Annotated in this window: 16 protein-coding genes and 1 tRNA gene; 10 read left to right on the plus strand and 7 right to left on the minus strand. The window is 47.7% G+C overall.

Annotated elements, in window-relative coordinates; translation table 11 throughout:
• A partial coding sequence (locus ACTHTA_RS10640; RefSeq protein WP_440364436.1) for an integrase core domain-containing protein occupies positions 1 to 196 on the plus strand: 196 nt, incomplete at its 5' end.
• Positions 197 to 695: 499 nt separating this feature from the next.
• Here ACTHTA_RS10640 and ilvC read toward each other — a convergent pair.
• The 5 genes from ilvC to ACTHTA_RS10665 all read right to left on the minus strand — a co-directional run bounded on the left by ilvC (position 696) and on the right by ACTHTA_RS10665 (position 4,834).
• Complete coding sequence (ilvC, locus tag ACTHTA_RS10645) at positions 696 to 1,709, minus strand: ketol-acid reductoisomerase (protein ID WP_003685814.1); 1,014 nt, start codon at positions 1,707 to 1,709, stop codon at positions 696 to 698.
• A gap of 61 nt (positions 1,710 to 1,770) precedes the next feature.
• Positions 1,771 to 2,064, minus strand: coding sequence for a putative quinol monooxygenase (locus tag ACTHTA_RS10650; RefSeq protein WP_049329574.1), 294 nt, complete (start codon positions 2,062 to 2,064; stop codon positions 1,771 to 1,773).
• Between the two features lie 66 nt (positions 2,065 to 2,130).
• Positions 2,131 to 2,622, minus strand: a complete 492-nt coding sequence (gene ilvN, locus ACTHTA_RS10655) for an acetolactate synthase small subunit (RefSeq protein ID WP_003685820.1) — start codon at positions 2,620 to 2,622, stop codon at positions 2,131 to 2,133.
• A gap of 10 nt (positions 2,623 to 2,632) precedes the next feature.
• Positions 2,633 to 4,360, minus strand: a complete 1,728-nt coding sequence (ilvB, locus tag ACTHTA_RS10660; RefSeq protein ID WP_049329575.1) for a biosynthetic-type acetolactate synthase large subunit — start codon at positions 4,358 to 4,360, stop codon at positions 2,633 to 2,635.
• A 389-nt stretch (positions 4,361 to 4,749) separates the two neighbouring features.
• A tRNA-Leu gene (locus ACTHTA_RS10665) sits at positions 4,750 to 4,834 on the minus strand.
• A gap of 285 nt (positions 4,835 to 5,119) precedes the next feature.
• Between ACTHTA_RS10665 and ACTHTA_RS10670 the strand changes: the two genes are divergently transcribed.
• The 4 genes from ACTHTA_RS10670 to hisD all read left to right on the plus strand — a co-directional run bounded on the left by ACTHTA_RS10670 (position 5,120) and on the right by hisD (position 8,656).
• A complete protein-coding gene (locus ACTHTA_RS10670; protein WP_440364437.1) occupies positions 5,120 to 5,782 on the plus strand; it encodes an SCO family protein in 663 nt (220 codons plus the stop codon).
• Between the two features lie 82 nt (positions 5,783 to 5,864).
• Entirely contained in the window at positions 5,865 to 6,518 is a 654-nt protein-coding gene (hisG, locus tag ACTHTA_RS10675) for an ATP phosphoribosyltransferase (RefSeq protein ID WP_070814280.1), read from the plus strand.
• A gap of 48 nt (positions 6,519 to 6,566) precedes the next feature.
• Positions 6,567 to 7,292, plus strand: a complete 726-nt coding sequence (nfsA, locus tag ACTHTA_RS10680; RefSeq protein ID WP_440364438.1) for an oxygen-insensitive NADPH nitroreductase — start codon at positions 6,567 to 6,569, stop codon at positions 7,290 to 7,292.
• A 71-nt stretch (positions 7,293 to 7,363) separates the two neighbouring features.
• Complete coding sequence (gene hisD / locus ACTHTA_RS10685; protein ID WP_070748283.1) at positions 7,364 to 8,656, plus strand: histidinol dehydrogenase; 1,293 nt, start codon at positions 7,364 to 7,366, stop codon at positions 8,654 to 8,656.
• 108 nt (positions 8,657 to 8,764) lie between these two features.
• On the opposite strand, the gene ACTHTA_RS10690 is transcribed toward hisD, so the two are convergent.
• A complete protein-coding gene (locus ACTHTA_RS10690; RefSeq protein ID WP_313971299.1) occupies positions 8,765 to 9,646 on the minus strand; it encodes a prephenate dehydrogenase in 882 nt (293 codons plus the stop codon).
• A 294-nt stretch (positions 9,647 to 9,940) separates the two neighbouring features.
• On the opposite strand from ACTHTA_RS10690, the gene ACTHTA_RS10695 reads away from it, so the two are divergent.
• From ACTHTA_RS10695 to ACTHTA_RS10710, 4 genes are all read left to right on the plus strand, one after another.
• Entirely contained in the window at positions 9,941 to 10,435 is a 495-nt protein-coding gene (locus tag ACTHTA_RS10695; RefSeq protein WP_004521040.1) for a MarR family transcriptional regulator, read from the plus strand.
• Between the two features lie 51 nt (positions 10,436 to 10,486).
• Positions 10,487 to 11,893 carry an efflux transporter outer membrane subunit gene (locus ACTHTA_RS10700; RefSeq protein ID WP_440364439.1) on the plus strand — a complete coding sequence of 469 codons (1,407 nt, stop codon included), beginning with the start codon at positions 10,487 to 10,489 and terminating at the stop codon, positions 11,891 to 11,893.
• Between the two features lie 223 nt (positions 11,894 to 12,116).
• The gene (locus tag ACTHTA_RS10705; RefSeq protein WP_070748287.1) at positions 12,117 to 13,307 is read left to right on the plus strand and encodes an HlyD family secretion protein; all 1,191 of its coding nucleotides are present in this window, start codon (positions 12,117 to 12,119) and stop codon (positions 13,305 to 13,307) included.
• Between the two features lie 101 nt (positions 13,308 to 13,408).
• Positions 13,409 to 14,935 (plus strand): DHA2 family efflux MFS transporter permease subunit, encoded by a 1,527-nt coding sequence (locus ACTHTA_RS10710; RefSeq protein ID WP_308888411.1) that lies wholly within the window; start codon positions 13,409 to 13,411, stop codon positions 14,933 to 14,935.
• Between the two features lie 42 nt (positions 14,936 to 14,977).
• On the opposite strand, the gene thrB is transcribed toward ACTHTA_RS10710, so the two are convergent.
• Entirely contained in the window at positions 14,978 to 15,895 is a 918-nt protein-coding gene (gene thrB, locus ACTHTA_RS10715) for a homoserine kinase (protein ID WP_308888412.1), read from the minus strand.
• Between thrB and ACTHTA_RS10720 the strand changes: the two genes are divergently transcribed.
• Positions 15,863 to 16,064, plus strand: a 202-nt coding sequence (locus ACTHTA_RS10720) for a hypothetical protein (protein ID WP_440376374.1), incomplete at its 3' end; no start/stop codon positions are given. The two genes, thrB and ACTHTA_RS10720, sit on opposite strands and share 33 nt — an antisense overlap.

The raw sequence follows: 16,064 nt of genomic DNA on the forward strand, positions 1-16,064 counted from the left end.
CGGTAAGGCGGAACGGGTTATCCGCACCCTGATGGAGATGTGGCATGGGAAACAGTTGTTTGACAGTCAGGAACACCGGCGAAAGGAGTTGTGCCGCTTTGTTAATTTCTATAACACTGTGAAGCCGCACCGCAGTTTGAATGGCGATACGCCGTTTGAGGTCTTGCAGGCTTATTTTTCTCAACCTGTGGTGTAAACAACGCAACGTTTTCCTACAGGTTATGGCTTAAGAAAACAAATTTTCCTCTTGTTTTAGGCGTATTTTGTTGGGAAACGTTGTTTTTTACAGACAGAGTAGGTATGGAGAATAGTTGTTTATTTCGTAATATGTTTTTCTAAAAGGAAATTTTAGGCGAACCATAAAAGACGGCTTATTGAGTTTGGAGTTTAAATGTTGTTTATATTGTTTTCAGACGGCCTTGTTGAGTGAGATTTATAGAGACCTTTGCAAAAATAGTCTGTTAACGAAATTTGATGCATAAAAATGCGCCAAAAAATTTTCAATTGCCTAAAACCTTCCTAATATTGAGCAAAAAGTAGGAAAAATCAGAAAAGTTTTGCATTTTGAAAATGAGATTGAGCATAAAATTTTAGTAACCTATGTTATTGCAAAGGTCTCTTATAGTGTGTTGGGTTTTAAAATTATAAAAACCTGCCTGAGTGATCAGGCAGGTTTCATTTGCTTGAAAGACAGATTAGTTTTTGTCTTGGTCAACCAGTTTGTTTTTAGCGATCCAAGGCATCATAGAACGCAGTTGTGCGCCAACTTTTTCGATTTGGTGGTCGGCAGTCAGGCGGCGGCGGGCAGTCATACTGGCGTAGTTGACGGCACCTTCTTGGATGAACATTTTGGCGTATTCGCCGGTTTGGATGCGTTTCAAGGCGTTGCGCATGGCCTCGCGCGATTTATCGTTGATAACTTCCACGCCGGTAACGTATTCGCCGTACTCCGCGTTGTTGGAAATGGAGTAGTTCATGTTGGCGATGCCGCCTTCGTAAATCAGGTCAACGATGAGCTTCATTTCGTGCAGACACTCGAAATAGGCCATTTCGGGCGCGTAGCCTGCTTCGGTCAGGGTTTCAAAGCCGGTTTTAATCAACTCGACCACACCGCCGCACAATACGGCTTGTTCGCCAAACAGGTCGGTTTCGGTTTCTTCGCGGAAGTTGGTTTCGATTACGCCGCCTTTAGTGCCGCCGTTGGCTGTTGCGTAAGACAGGGCGATGTCTTTGGCTTTGCCGCTTTTATCTTGGTAAACGGCGATCAGTGAAGGGACGCCGCCGCCTTTCAGGAATTCGCTGCGTACGGTGTGGCCAGGGCCTTTAGGGGCGATCATGATAACGTCGAGGTCGGCGCGAGGTACGATTTGGTTGTAGTGTACGTTGAAGCCGTGGGCAAACGCCAATACTGCGCCTTCTTTCAAGTTAGGCTCGATTTCGTTTTTGTATACGATAGGTTGGTTTTCGTCAGGCAACAGAATCATTACAACGTCGGCTGCTTTGGTTGCTTCAGCAACGGTGCGCACGTCGTGGCCGGCTGCTTCGGCTTTTTTCCAAGAGCCGCCTTGGCGCAGACCGATTACGACATTTACGCCGGAATCTTTCAGGTTTGCTGCGTGTGCGTGACCTTGTGAACCGTAACCGATGATGGCAACGGTTTTGCCTTTGATCAGAGAAAGGTCAGCGTCTTTATCGTAATAAACTTGCATTTTATTTCCTTAGTGTAAGAGGGTTCCGGATAATCCGGGTTGAGTTAAAAGTAATAGGGGTTTAAGCGGGGACTTGGTTCATCAAGACGATTTCCAATGCTTCGGTTTTTCCTTCGATGGATTTGACGAAGTTTTGGAAATGTTCGCTGGCATTGTGTTCGTCAATAGCTGCTTGGGATTTCCAGCTTTCCACGAATACGAAACGGTTGGGTTTGCCGATTTCTTGGTGCAGGTCGTAGCTGATGTTGCCTTCTTCTGCACGGCTGGCTTTGACCAAGTCTTTAAACTGGGCAGCCAGAGCCTCGGTGTATTCGGGTTTGACGGTAACTAATGCAACGATTTGGATGCTTGACATATTTGTCTCCTACTGTTTTTCAGACGGCCTTTGTTGAAAGTAAAAGGCCGTCTGAACGATACAGCGTTAAATTTTCAAAATACGCTCGCCACGGCCGATACCGGCTGCGCCTGTGCGTACGGTTTCCAAAATTTGAGCACGACCGACTGTTTCGAGGAAAGAGTCGAGTTTTTCGGTAGAACCTGTGATTTCGATGGTGTAGCTGCGGTCTGTTACGTCAATGACGCTGCCACGGTAGATTTCAGTCAATCGCAGGAATTCGTCACGGTCTTTACCTACGGCGCGGACTTTTACCAACATCAGCTCGCGTTCGACAAAACGGCTTTCGTTCAAATCGACCACTTTGATAACTTCAATCAGTTTGTTGAGCTGTTTGGTGATTTGCTCGATAACGTGTTCGTCGCCATGGGTAACGATGGTCATGCGAGACAAGGTTTTGTCTTCGGTTGGTGCAACAGCCAAGGAGTCGATATTGTAATCGCGTGCGGAGAACAAACCTACCACACGGCTCATCGCACCTGATTCGTTTTCCATCAGAATAGATAAGATATGTCGCATTTTTCTCTCCTTACGCTGACAATGTTTCGCGCATATGCGGCGGCAGAACCATCTCGTCCAAGCCTTTGCCGTTGCCGACCATGGGCAGCACGTTTTGTTTCTTGTCGGTCAAGAAGTCCATAAATACCAAACGGTCTTTTTGTTTGACTGCTTCCAAAAGCGCGCCTTCAACATCGGATTTTTTGTCCACACGGATGCCAATGTGTCCGTATGCTTCAGCCAGTTTGACGAAATCGGGCAGGGAATCGAAATAGGTTTCCGATTCGCGGTTGCCGTAATACAGTTCCTGCCATTGGCGAACCATGCCGAGATAGCCGTTGTTCAGGGTAACGACGTTCACCGGAACGCGGTATTGGAAGCAGGTGGACAGCTCTTGGATGTTCATCTGAATCGAGCCTTCGCCGGTGATACAGAATACATCTTGATCAGGAGCAGCCAGTTTCGCACCGATGGCATATGGCAAGCCGACGCCCATTGTGCCTAAACCGCCGGAATTGAGCCATTGGCGAGGACGCTCGAATGGGTAATATTGGGCGGTAAACATTTGGTGTTGACCGACGTCGGAAGTGATGATGGCAGAATTATTGGTGATTTCGGCCAGTTTTTGAATGACGTATTGCGGTTTGATGATTTCGCTTTCATTATCAAACCACAGGCAGTTGCGCGAACGCCATTCTTCAATGCTTTTCCACCATTTATCCAATGAGTCGGCTGCAGGTGCAGATTCTTGTTTGCCCCACAATTGAATCATTTCGGACAATACGTTTTTCACGTCGCCGACAATCGGGATATCCACTTTGACGCGTTTGGCAATGCTGGACGGGTCAACGTCAATATGAATAATTTTTTTGGCTTTTTCAAAGAATTTGGACGGTACGGAAATCACGCGGTCATCGAAGCGCGCACCGATTGCCAGTACAACGTCTGCATTCTGCATGGCGAGGTTGGCTTCGTAAGTGCCGTGCATACCCAGCATGCCCAAGAATTGGCGGTCGCTGGAAGGGTATGCACCCAAGCCCATCAATGTACCGGTACAAGGAGCGCCGATCATGCGGACGAATTTGGTCATTTCCTCAGAGGCATTGCCCAAAACCACGCCGCCGCCGAAGTAAACAATAGGGCGTTTGGCGGAAGCCAGCATTTGTACGGCTTTTTTGATTTGACCGATGTGGCCTTGTACAACCGGTTGGTAAGAGCGGATGAAGATGTCTTCTTGCGGATAGCTGAATTTAGCCATTGCTTGGGTGACATCTTTAGGAACATCGACAACAACGGGCCCCGGACGGCCGCTTGCGGCGATTTGGAAAGCTTTTTTGATGGTGTCTGCCAACTCAGCGATATTGGTTACCAAGAAATTGTGTTTGACACAAGGGCGGGTAATGCCGACTGTATCCACTTCTTGGAATGCGTCTGTCCCGATGAGGGAGTTGCCCACCTGGCCGCTGATGACTACTAACGGAATGGAGTCGCTGTAAGCGGTGGCGATGCCGGTCAGCGCATTGGTTACGCCTGGGCCGGAAGTTACCAAAGCAACGCCGACTTTGCCGCTGACACGGGCATAGGCATCTGCCGCATGTACGGCTGCCTGCTCGTGGCGAACCAGGATGTGCTTGAATTTATTGAGTTGGAAAAGGGCATCGTAGATTTCGATAACCGCGCCGCCCGGATAGCCGAATACATACTCGACACCTTCGGCTTTGAGACTTTGCACGATGATTTGTGCGCCAGATAATTGCATATTGACCTCTTTTATATGGTTTCAAACCAATAGGAACAATCCGCCTCACCACAGCACCTGTAATGCAATTCCACCAAGCAGCGATTTAGGGTACGCGCACTGAGGGAATACGATGACAGTCAGACTATCCAAGCAATTGGGAAGAAACACAGAGTTTGTGAAAAAGAGTAGAAACGATAACGCAATCCGACTGTACAAGCAAGACAAAATCTTTCATCTTTTAACGTTTAAGGAATAAAAATAGATTATCTTTTGATTTTAAAGAAATAAAAAAACAGTTTTATTGAGTTTGATGTGGGTGGATTGTTGACAGTTTGAGTAAGGAGAAGGTTTTTGCAAATGATAAATAGCAAAAAACCTCTTGACTGAATCAAGAGGTTTTTTTAATTTGGTGCCCAGGGTCGGACTCGAACCGACACACCTTGCGGCGGGGGATTTTGAGTCCCCTGCGTCTACCAATTTCGCCACCTGGGCTAGCGAAGAAGTCGTCATTATAGCGAGTTCTCGAATCTTGTAAAGCAGTAATTGAAAAAAAATTGGATTATTTTTATATTTGTTTGATTTTTAATGAATTAAACTTTTTGCGTTTGATGACTATCTAAATGGAAGGCAGATTTTTAAAACAAAAAAAGCAGTATTTATCTGCAAAAAGGGCTATATTTAATGTGTCAAACGCGTTAATATGAAGATGTTTTGTTTTTATATCGGCCGGGCAGTTATTTGGCCGCACTTAATTTGAAACGGTTTTGGAGAAAATTTATGCTTTCCGTTACACGAACTTTCCTACTCAGTGCTTTTGCGTTGGCTGCTCTAGCTGCTTGTCAGCCTAAAGAGGAGGCCAAAGAGGCTTCTTCGACACCTGCCGCTTCTGCTGCACCTGCTGCTTCCGGTGAGTCTGTGCCCAAAGTGCAAGCGCGCGGTACCGATATGCGCAAAGAAGACATTGGCGGCGATTTCACATTGACCGATGGCGACGGCAAACCTTTCAGCCTGAGCGATTTGAAAGGCAAAGTGGTTATCCTGTCTTTCGGTTATACCCACTGTCCTGATGTATGCCCAACCGAGTTGCTGACTTACAGCGACACGTTGAAACAATTGGGCGATCAGGCTAAAGACGTGAAAGTAGTATTTGTCAGCATCGACCCCGAGCGCGATACGCCTGAAGTAATCGGCAAATACGCCAAACAGTTCAACCCTGACTTTATCGGTCTGACGGCTACCGGCGATCAAAGCCTGCCTGTCATCAAACAGCAATACCGTGTGGTATCGGCTAAAGTCAACCAAAAAGAAGACAGCGAAAACTATTTGGTCGACCACTCTTCAGGTGCATATTTGATTGATAAAAACGGTGAAGTGGCGATTTTCTCGCCTTATGGCAGCGAGCCGGAAACGATTGCGGCTGATGTGAAAACTTTATTGTAAAAACGTAGTTGAGGCCGTCTGAAATGGGTTGTGGATTTCAGACGGCCTTCTTGTTTTTGATACGGCAAAGGAGAAGAACAAAATGACCGACACACTTTTAACGGTTGCTTTATCCAAGGGACGAATTTTTGAGGAAACCCTGCCGCTGTTGGCCGCCGCCGGTATTGTGCCTGCAGAAGAGCCGGAAAAATCGCGTAAGCTGATTATTGGCACGAATCATGACAATATCCGTTTGGTAATTGTACGCGCAACCGATGTGCCGACTTATGTGCAATATGGTGCGGCGGATTTCGGTATTGCCGGTAAGGACGTGCTGATCGAACATGGCGGAGATGGCCTATATCAACCTTTGGATTTGCATATTGCTTCATGCCGCATGATGGTTGCGGTGAAAAAAGGTTTTGATTACGCCGCTGCGTCCAAACCCGGCAGCCGCTTGCGGATTGCCACCAAATATCCCGATATCGCCGCCGAACACTTTGCCGACAAGGGTGTGCATGTGGACATCATCAAACTGTACGGCTCGATGGAGCTTGCGCCTTTGGTCGGTTTGAGCGACGCGATTGTCGATTTGGTTTCCAGCGGAAATACTTTGAAGGCCAATGGTTTGGAGGCTGTGGAACATGTGGCTGATATTTCCAGCCGCTTGGTGGTCAACAAAGCGGCCTTGAAAACCAAATATGCGCTGTTGAATCCGATTATTCAGGCATTTGAAAATGCCGCTAAGGCCGTCTGAAAAGTTTTTGGCAAAACCTGTCTGCCAACCCAGTTTGAAAGCCCCGTCATGATGCAAAGCAAACCGACACTCGATACGATTCTTTCCCATCGTTCCATCCGCAGGTTTACTTCAGAACCGATTGCCGATGAAATCCTCGATACGCTGGTTCGCGCCGGACAGCAGGCTTCGACTTCCAACAATCTGCAATGCGTTTCCATCATCCGCGTATCCGATCTTGCGCTGAGGCAGGGGATACATGAAGCGGCAGGAAGCGCCCCTTATATTGTCCATTGTGCGGAATTTTTATTGTTTTGCATCGATTTTTCCAAACACAAGGCGATGTTTCTTGATGCGCAAATTGATTGGGCGGAAGTCACCCTGATTGGCGCGGTCGATGCAGGCATTATGGCGCAAAACGTATTGCTTGCCGCCGAATCGCTTGGGCTGGGCGGCGTGTATATCGGCGCGTTGCGCAATGATGCGCAAAAAGTGTCGGACGTGTTGAACCTGCCGGATTATTGCGTGCCTTTGATGGGGTTGTGCCTCGGTTATCCCGACCAAGACCCGCCGCTCAAACCGCGCCTACCTAAGGAAATGGTCTATGCCGAAAACACCTGCCCAAGCCTGAATGCCGATGCGGTTGAAGCCTATAATCAGGCAGTGGCGGATTATTATGAGTTACGCAAGGGAAGACCGATACCTTGGAAGGAATCGCTGGCCAAAACCTTGGGCAATCCTGTGCGGCCGCATATGTTGGCGTTTTTGCAGAAAAAAGGTTTTTTGAAAAGATAATGTTCAGACGGCATGTGTGTGGCTGAGGCCGTCTGAAAACAATAGGAACGAAAAAAGGAAGAGAGCAAACCATGAAGAAACTCGACACCCAATCCCCTGATTTTCAAGCCGAACTTAAAGCGTTACTCGCTTTTGAAACCGCGCAAAACCCTGAAATCGACCGTATTGTTGCCGACATCTGTGCCGATGTTCAAAAACGCGGCGATGCGGCGCTGATTGAATACACCAACCGCTTTGACGGTACCTCCGCTCAAACTATCGACGATTTAATCCTGACGCAAGACGATTTGCAGTCTGCGTTTGAGCGTTTGCCCGAAAACATTCAGACGGCCTTGAAAACGGCCGCGCGACGTGTGGAAAGCTACCATAAACACCAAAAAATGGAGTCGTGGACTTACGAAGATGAAGACGGCACGCTTTTGGGTCAACAGATTACGCCGCTTGATCGTGTCGGTATTTATGTTCCGGGCGGTAAAGCCGCTTATCCGAGTTCCGTCATCATGAACGCCATGCCTGCCCACGTTGCCGGCGTGAAAGAAATCATCATGGTCGTTCCCACTCCGAAAGGCGAGCGCAACGATATCGTGTTGGCAGCTGCTTTTGTGGCCGGTGTAACCAAAGTGTTTACGGTCGGCGGCGCGCAGGCGGTTGCGGCTTTGGCTTATGGTACGGAATCTGTGCTTCAAGTCGATAAGATTACCGGCCCGGGCAATGCTTTTGTCGCTGCGGCAAAACGACGCGTGTTCGGCGTGGTCGGTATTGATATGGTGGCAGGGCCGTCTGAAATTTTGGTGATTGCTGATGGTACGACGCCTGCCGATTGGGTGGCCATGGATTTGTTCAGTCAGGCGGAACACGATGAAATTGCACAAGCGATTTTGATTGGTACTTCTCAAACGTATTTGGACGAAGTTCAGACGGCCATGAACCGCTTGATTGAAACCATGCCGCGCCGTGCGATTATTGAAGCTTCATTGGGCAACCGAGGCGCAATGATTTTGGCTAAAGATTTGGACGAAGCCTGCGAAATCGCCAACTATATTTCTCCCGAACACTTAGAACTGTCGGTCGAAAATCCGCAAGAGTGGGCGAAAAAAATCCGCCACGCCGGTGCTATTTTCATGGGACGCTATACCAGTGAAAGCCTTGGCGACTATTGCGCAGGCCCCAACCACGTTTTACCGACCAGCCGCACGGCGCGTTTCTCTTCTCCTTTGGGAACATATGACTTCCAAAAACGCTCCAGTCTGATTCAGGTTTCAGAACAAGGGGCGCAGAAGTTGGGCAAAACCGCCAGCGTGTTGGCGCATGGCGAAAGCTTGACCGCGCACGCCAGAGCGGCTGAGTTCCGTTTGAAAGACTGAGTGAAACGTTGAAGTCGTAAGAAATCAAAAAAGGGCATCTAAACAGATGCCCTTTTTATTGTGATGAAGATTTTAGCTGAGAAGGTATCAGGCCGTCTGAAAACAGGTTTAACGGTTTTTCAGCCAGTCATTACGCATTTGTGCGGCTTCTTCAAAATAGCGGTAAAGCTCGGTTTTATTGCCGTCTGAAAGGAGCTGTTCCAATTTGGATAATTGTTCTTTTAAATCACTGGTCAGTTTGAGCAGAGCAGGGCGGTTGGCCATGCAGATGTCTGTCCAAACGGCAGGATGGCTGGAGGCAATGCGGGTAAAGTCGCGAAAGCCGGTGGCGGCATAGGGGAGATAGTCTTTGCCGTGCGGATGGTCAACCAAAGCGTGGACATAGGCAAAGGCGGCCAAGTGCGGCAAGTGGGAAACGGCGGCAAAAATATTGTCGTGTTCTTCGGCGCTCATGGTGGAAATTTGCGAACCAACTGCCTGCCACAGGCTTTTCAGCCGTCTCAGGCCGTCTGAAGCCTCTTGGCCGTGTAGCGTAATGATAAGGCGGCTGTTTTGAAACAAACCGCAACGCGCGGATTTTGCTCCGCTTTGATCCGATCCAGCTATCGGGTGGGCAGCAAAACATTGCGGCAGGCGGTCGGATAAGTGGGTGCGGAAGGCATTGAGTGCCGATTGTTTGGTGCTGCCGACATCGGAAACGCAGGCAGTGTCTTTTAAGAAGGGCTTGATGTCGCGGCATACGTCAGGCAGGACGGAGACAGGCGTGGCAATCAAAACCAAATCGGCATTGCTAATGCTTTCGGCGCAAATATTCGGATAGGCATGGTCAATGATGCCGCATTCGAGTGCGTAATTGAGGTTGTCGGCATTGGTATCGATGCCGGTAACGGTTTGCACCAGTCCCAAGCGTTTGAGGTCGAGCATGAACGATCCGCCGATTAAACCGACGCCGATAAGGGTGATATGGGGAAAAAAGGCGGAAGTGTTCATGGTTTGAATCCGGTACAAGTGGAAGAGCTTATTTTAATCCGTTATGGAGGCCGTCTGAAAGTTGTCATCAAGGTTTCAGACGACCTTTTTATGGTCGAATTTTCATGATTTAGGCATAGAAAACCCCGTTTAGTAGGAGCATGTAACCGATTATCAGATTTTCATACACTAAAATAATCATCTGAATCAATATAACGTCTTAAAGTAAGTGATTGGTATCTTAAAGTAAATTATTACATCATATTTTATTTTGATTGATATCGAATAAAATAATTCACTCAGAAAGAAGGATTTATGAGTTTTTCACAAACCGAATTAGTCAACGCAATGCGTTTGCTTTCTACCCGTCTGCCGCAGTTTCCAGAGCAGCAAAACCAAGTATCCCGCATGTTGCGCATCGTAACCGAACGTTTGAGCAGCCATTTGAACGAAAACCTGAAAGCGTTCGGCATCAATGAAAACCTGTGGTTTTCCCTGATGGCGGTTTACGTCAGCCCAAACAGCGAAATCCTGCCTTCACGTTTGAGCGACCTGATGGACTTGACGCGCACCAGTGCAACACGCCTGTCGGACGACATGGTTGAGCGCGGCTGGGTAGAGCGTTATATCAATCAAAAAGACCGCCGTCAGATTGTGCTAAAATTGACCCCTTCGGGTGAGACCTTCATCCACGAAGTATGGCCGCAAATTGCCCGTCAGAGCGGTCAGGCGTGGGAAGATTTCACGAAAGAGGATTATGACACGCTGCAACACCTATTAGGTAAACTGTTGAACCGTTTGGGCAATTAACAACAGACGGCCTGATGGTCTGCGGCAGGCACACATATAAACGGAGTCTGTATGAAATTAGGTTTGGTCAAATCAAGCGTATGCGTTGCCGCTGTTTCGCTGTTGGCGGCATGTGCGCCGTTCGGCAAACAGTCGCCTTTGGATGAGACAACAGCCTATCCGCTGCCGCAAGGCCAATCTGCCGCTACTGCCCAAGACGGCTGGTGGATGAAGCTGAAAGATAAAAAATTAAACAATTTGATTGCTTCCGCCATTCAGACGTCTACCAATCTGCGTGTCGTCAAGGCAAGGTTTGAGCAGGCTCAGGCGCAGCTGGGAGTTGTAGGAGCCGCAAACAAACCGCAAGTCGGCTTGGGTGTAACCGGTATTGGTACCTATGTTTCACCCAAACCTCAAGCCGGTACAGTCGATACCGACCATACATTGGTTTTGGCGCACGCAGCTTTACAAGGCAGCTTGGTTTTCGACTTTTGGGGTAAAAACCGAGAGCAGATTCAAGCTGTTTTAGGAAAAAGCAGGGCTGCGGTGTATGAAGCGCATCATATCCGCACCGAGTTGGCTCACGCCGTAGCCGCCCAATATTTTGCGTGGCAGATGGCAACAGAACAACTGGCTTTGCTGGATACGCGCATAGAGCTGGCGGATAAGGCATTGAAACTGATGCAACAACGCGTTAAAGCGCAGCTGGCTCCTGCCGATGCCTTGCACGCTCTGGAAATGGCGCAACAACAATTGCAGCTTGAAAAATCGGCATGGACTCAGAAAAATGAGAAAATCCGCAACAGTTTGGCTGTATTGACCGGTCGTGTACCGGGTGCATTGAATGGACAGGTTCCGGAAAAAATGGCGGCTGTGCCGTCATTGCCGGTTAGCCGTATTGAAGCGGATTTGCTGGCAGCCCGACCCGATATCGCGGCGCAAAAAGCCTTGCTTGAAGAGAAATGGCATATCGTCAAATCGACTGAAGCAGAGTTTTACCCGAATATCGAATTAAAAGTTTTGGCAGGTATGACGCACATTGATGCGTTCAATCTGATTCGCGGACGAACTTCCGGTATGTTGGGCATCGTTCCGGCTTTGAATCTGCCATTATTTACTTCCGGGGTGCTGCAATCGAAATTGGCGGGCAAACGTGCCCAATATAACGAGCAGGTTGCCGTGTATGACCAAACCGTTTTGAACGCCATGCGTTCGGCGGCAGATGCCGTAGTCGACTATCAAAGCCTGAAAAGCCGACAAGATACTTGGAATAAGATGGTCAATATCGCGGATAAATCTGTACAAAATGCGAAAGGACGTGTTCGTGCAGGTTTGGATAACGGCTTGACCGCTTTGCAAAAACAAGACGAAGCTGCGCGTACAAAAATGTCTGCGGTTCAATACCATGCAGAATATCTGACAGCTTGGAGTGACCTCAATGCCCAGTTGGGCGGAGGCTTTCAATTAAATAAGAAATAAATGTTTTATCAAAACGTAGGCCGTCTGAAAGTAATTTCAGACGGCCTTTTGCTTACCTTATTTACATTTGCTACCGGAAGAAATTATTGTAATGAATAGAGTGTAACTATAGAATATGACCCTTTAGCGCGTTAAACGCGCGTATTGGGGACTGATGGTATAAGTCAGCGCCCAGCAAGACAATAATATCGTTATCACATGTGCAGAATTAAAGTTGGGACTTATGGATACTCAATCAGAAAAAAATAATGTCCAAAAAGAACCGGAAGTAGCCGCTTCCGGCGCTAAAACACATCGCAAACGCAATTTGGTTATCGTTACGCTTCTATTCCTTATTGCGGCAGCAGGAGTTGCTTTGGCGTATTTCCTGTTTTGGCAGCATGAAGAAGAAACGGAAGATGCTTATGTGGCCGGTCATTTGGTGATGATTACGCCGCAGGTGAACGGCACGGTGCGCAAAGTCATGTATGACGATACGGATGTCGTGAAAAAAGGCGATGTGTTGGTGGCTTTGGACGACAGCGATTTTCAGCTGGCATACGATCGCGCGCAAAATGAATTGATTCAGGCCATCCGTCAAAACAAGCAGCAAGCTGCGGTCAATTCAAAAGCCAAAGCGCAAGTGTTGTTGCGCAAAGCCGATTTGGCTCGTGCACAAGCAGATTTGCGCCGCCGTGAATCTTTGGCGGGTACGGAAGCGGTTTCCGGCGAAGAACTCAGCCATGCCCGCGCCGCTGTGGTTCAGGCTCAGGCTGCAGTGAAAGCGGTTGAGGCGGAAGAAGTTTCTGCTCAGGCAGCGTTGGGCAACAATATTCCTCTGCGCCAACAACCGGCAGTTCAGACGGCCATCAGCCACATCAAAGACGCCTGGCTGAATCTGCAACGTACGCAAATCCGTTCGCCGATTAGCGGCCAAATTGCCAAACGCAATGTCCAAGTCGGCCAGCGTATCGTACAAGGTACGCCGATGATGGCCGTTGTGCCTCTGTCTGAATTGTGGGTGGATGCCAACTTTAAAGAATCGCAACTGCGCAAAATGAAAATCGGCCAGCCTGTTGAAATGACAGCCGATTTGTACGGCAGTAAAGTGGTTTACCATGGCAAGGTAATGGGCTTATCGGCCGGTACGGGCAGTGCGTTCTCATTACTGCCGGCGCAAAATGCAACGGGCAACTGGATTAAAGTTGTGCAACGTGTGCCGGTGCGTATCAGTTTGGATGCTAAAGAATTGCAACAAAATCCGCTCCGTGTCGGTTTGTCGATGACTGTTAAAGTCGATATTGCCGAGAAGGGCAGCGGTAAAGCCATGACTGCCGAAGCGGAACGAAATACTGCCTTGCCGGAAACGGAAAGTGTGGATTGGAAAGCCGCCGATGCTTTAGTCGATAAAATCTTCGAACAATACGCAAAATAATCTTTTCAGACGGCCTGAGTCTTTTATTGAAGGCTCAGGCCGTCTGAAATATTGATTCTCTTCAATCGACCGCTTTGGCGGTTGTCTTATAGTTTATAAATATGAATTATCCGCCGTTACAAGGGTTTAAGCTGGTGTTGGCAACTTTGGCGCTCAGCTTGGCCGTATTTATGGAAGTCTTGGACAGCACCATCGCCAACGTCGCCGTGCCTGTTATTGCAGGGGATTTGGGTGCGGCTACCACGCAGGGGACTTGGGTGATTACCTCATTTGCCGTAGCCAATGCCATTTCCGTTCCTCTGACAGGTTTTTTGGCCAAGCGGTTTGGCGAGGTCAAAATCTTTATCGCCGCTGTGATCGGGTTTGTCGTAACGTCATGGCTGTGTGGCATTGCGCATAATCTTCAAGCCTTGGTTTTTTTCCGTGTATTGCAAGGCTTTATTGCCGGACCATTGATTCCCTTGTCCCAAAGCCTGTTAATGGCTTCTTATCCGCCAGAAAAACGAACATTGGCACTGGCCTTATGGGCAATGACCGTCGTTGTTGCCCCTGTATTGGGGCCAATTTTGGGCGGTTGGATCTCGGACAACTGGCATTGGGGATGGATTTTCTTTATCAATATCCCGATCGGGATTTTGTCTGCAACTATTTCTTGGAAGCAGCTTAGACACAGGGAAACTGAAATCGTCAGGGCGCCAATCGATTATGTCGGGCTGGTGTTGATGATCGTCGGTATCGGCGCATTACAAATGATGCTGGATAGAGGCAAGGAATTGGACTGGTTTGCCTCGGGAGAGATTATCGTTTTGGGCGTTACCGCTTTGGTGTTCCTAACATATTTTATTGTTTGGGAGCTGGGCGAGAAATACCCGATTGTCGATTTGTCATTGTTTAAAAATAGAAACTTCACAATAGGCGTCGTTGCTACATCGTTGGGCTTTATGGTCTATATGGGCACATTGACCCTGCTGCCTTTAGTGCTGCAATCAAATCTTGGCTATACCGCTACTTGGGCAGGCCTGGCTGCTGCACCGGTGGGTTTCCTGCCGATTATTTTGTCACCGATTATCGGTAAGTTCGGCAATCGCGTCGATATGCGCCTGTTTGTCAGTACCAGCTTCTTGGTTTTTGCTTACACATTCCATTGGCGCACCGATTTCTATGCTGGTATGGATATGAGCAACGTCGTTTGGCCGCAGTTTTGGCAGGGTTTAGGCGTAGCCATGTTCTTCCTGCCTTTGACCAGTATTACCTTGTCGCATATGAAAGGCAATCAAATTGCCTCGGCCAGTAGCTTGTCTAACTTCTTGCGTGTCTTTATGGGCGGTGTCGGAGTATCTGTTGTCAGCACCATGTGGGAACGACGCGAAGCTCTGCACCATACTCAACTGACCGAACATGTTAATTTATTGTCCTCAATCAGCAACCAATCTATTCAAGGCATGATGGCTAATGGCCTGAGCAAGGATCAGGCTTTGGTGGCGATAAATAGCACCATTTCCCAACAAGGCTTTATTATTGGCTCAAATGAAATCTTCTTGGCAGGCAGTATCATATTCATCAGCATGATCCCCATTATTTGGTTGGCAAGACCTCCGTTTAGCGGTTCCGGCGGGGGAGGGCATTAGATAAAAGGCCGTCTGAATTTCAGACGGCCTTTTATCTATATATTATTTAAGACTCAATAATAGATCTCTAAATGCATTTGGATCTTTAATAAACGTCATTTCTCCTGATTGAGGGAAATGGAAATCGAGCAGACGAGATACCCAGAAACGAATACATCCGGCTCTTTGTGCAGTAGGGAAATACGCGCATTCTTTATCAGATAATGGACGTACGCTTTCATAGCCGTGGATAAAGGCATCATAAAGGGCAGGGTCTAATTTGTTATCAGCTGTTCGTGCCCAATCGTTAACCGCAATTGCCAGGTCGTACATAAAATTACCGTTACACGCATAATAGAAGTCGATAAAGCCGGAAACTTCATCTCCATTAAGCAATACATTGTCTTTAAATAAATCGGCATGGATAATACCGGAAGGCAAATGCTCTCCTAGATTTTCATCTAAAGCAGCAATTTCAGATTGAAGTAGTGCGGCATCCTCAGAATCTAAAACAGGCAGCAATTGAGTGCAGGCATCGCGCCACCAGTCATCATAACGAGGATTTTTCATTTTTAAAGGAAAGTCTTGGCCGGCTAAATGCATTTTGGCCAGCATAGCACCGGTATGGAAGCATTGAGCTTCAGTTGGCCAGCCAGTATCAGAACCATTCAAACAAGTAACCAAACAAGCCGGTTTTCCGGCCAAAATAGAATGCAGTCCGCCATCTTTACGAGCAATCGGAGCAGCGCAGGCAACACCATTCAGACTTAAATGCTGGTTGAGTTCTAAAAAGAAAGGCAGTTCCTCTGATTTTAAAACCTCAAAAACAGTCAATACATAACGACCGGTTGAAGTAGTTAAAAAATAATTACTATTAGTAATTCCTTGAGCAATCCCCTGCAAAGAAACAAAATCTCCCAAATCATATTGCAGTAGGAAATCACGCATTTGAGCGTCGGAAACACTGGTATAGACAGACATAGCAAACTCGAGGCTGATATAAAAAATCAAGGAAACATCATACCAAAAAACAAGCGCCAACAATATAAATTAAAGCGAGGGTTAAATTCAAAAGGCCGTCTGAAAGAGCAATTCAGACGGCCTTTGTTTTGTATTTTTTTTGTATGTATGGATAGTGTAGAAAGGTTGT

This window comes from Neisseria sp. P0013.S005 (genome assembly GCF_051958425.1).
GTDB lineage: Bacteria > Pseudomonadota > Gammaproteobacteria > Burkholderiales > Neisseriaceae > Neisseria > Neisseria subflava.

Bases quoted from the DNA above. Each gene is read 5' to 3' on its own strand.
- ilvC (WP_003685814.1), bottom strand. From the start codon at position 1,709: ATGCAAGTTTATTACGATAAAGACGCTGACCTTTCTCTGATCAAAGGC.
- ACTHTA_RS10650 (WP_049329574.1), bottom strand. From the start codon at position 2,064: ATGTCAAGCATCCAAATCGTTGCATTAGTTACCGTCAAACCCGAATAC.
- ilvN (WP_003685820.1), bottom strand. From the start codon at position 2,622: ATGCGACATATCTTATCTATTCTGATGGAAAACGAATCAGGTGCGATG.
- ilvB (WP_049329575.1), bottom strand. From the start codon at position 4,360: ATGCAATTATCTGGCGCACAAATCATCGTGCAAAGTCTCAAAGCCGAA.
- ACTHTA_RS10670 (WP_440364437.1), top strand. From the start codon at position 5,120: ATGCTTTCCGTTACACGAACTTTCCTACTCAGTGCTTTTGCGTTGGCT.
- hisG (WP_070814280.1), top strand. From the start codon at position 5,865: ATGACCGACACACTTTTAACGGTTGCTTTATCCAAGGGACGAATTTTT.
- nfsA (WP_440364438.1), top strand. From the start codon at position 6,567: ATGATGCAAAGCAAACCGACACTCGATACGATTCTTTCCCATCGTTCC.
- hisD (WP_070748283.1), top strand. From the start codon at position 7,364: ATGAAGAAACTCGACACCCAATCCCCTGATTTTCAAGCCGAACTTAAA.
- ACTHTA_RS10690 (WP_313971299.1), bottom strand. From the start codon at position 9,646: ATGAACACTTCCGCCTTTTTTCCCCATATCACCCTTATCGGCGTCGGT.
- ACTHTA_RS10695 (WP_004521040.1), top strand. From the start codon at position 9,941: ATGAGTTTTTCACAAACCGAATTAGTCAACGCAATGCGTTTGCTTTCT.
- ACTHTA_RS10700 (WP_440364439.1), top strand. From the start codon at position 10,487: ATGAAATTAGGTTTGGTCAAATCAAGCGTATGCGTTGCCGCTGTTTCG.
- ACTHTA_RS10705 (WP_070748287.1), top strand. From the start codon at position 12,117: ATGGATACTCAATCAGAAAAAAATAATGTCCAAAAAGAACCGGAAGTA.
- ACTHTA_RS10710 (WP_308888411.1), top strand. From the start codon at position 13,409: ATGAATTATCCGCCGTTACAAGGGTTTAAGCTGGTGTTGGCAACTTTG.
- thrB (WP_308888412.1), bottom strand. From the start codon at position 15,895: ATGTCTGTCTATACCAGTGTTTCCGACGCTCAAATGCGTGATTTCCTA.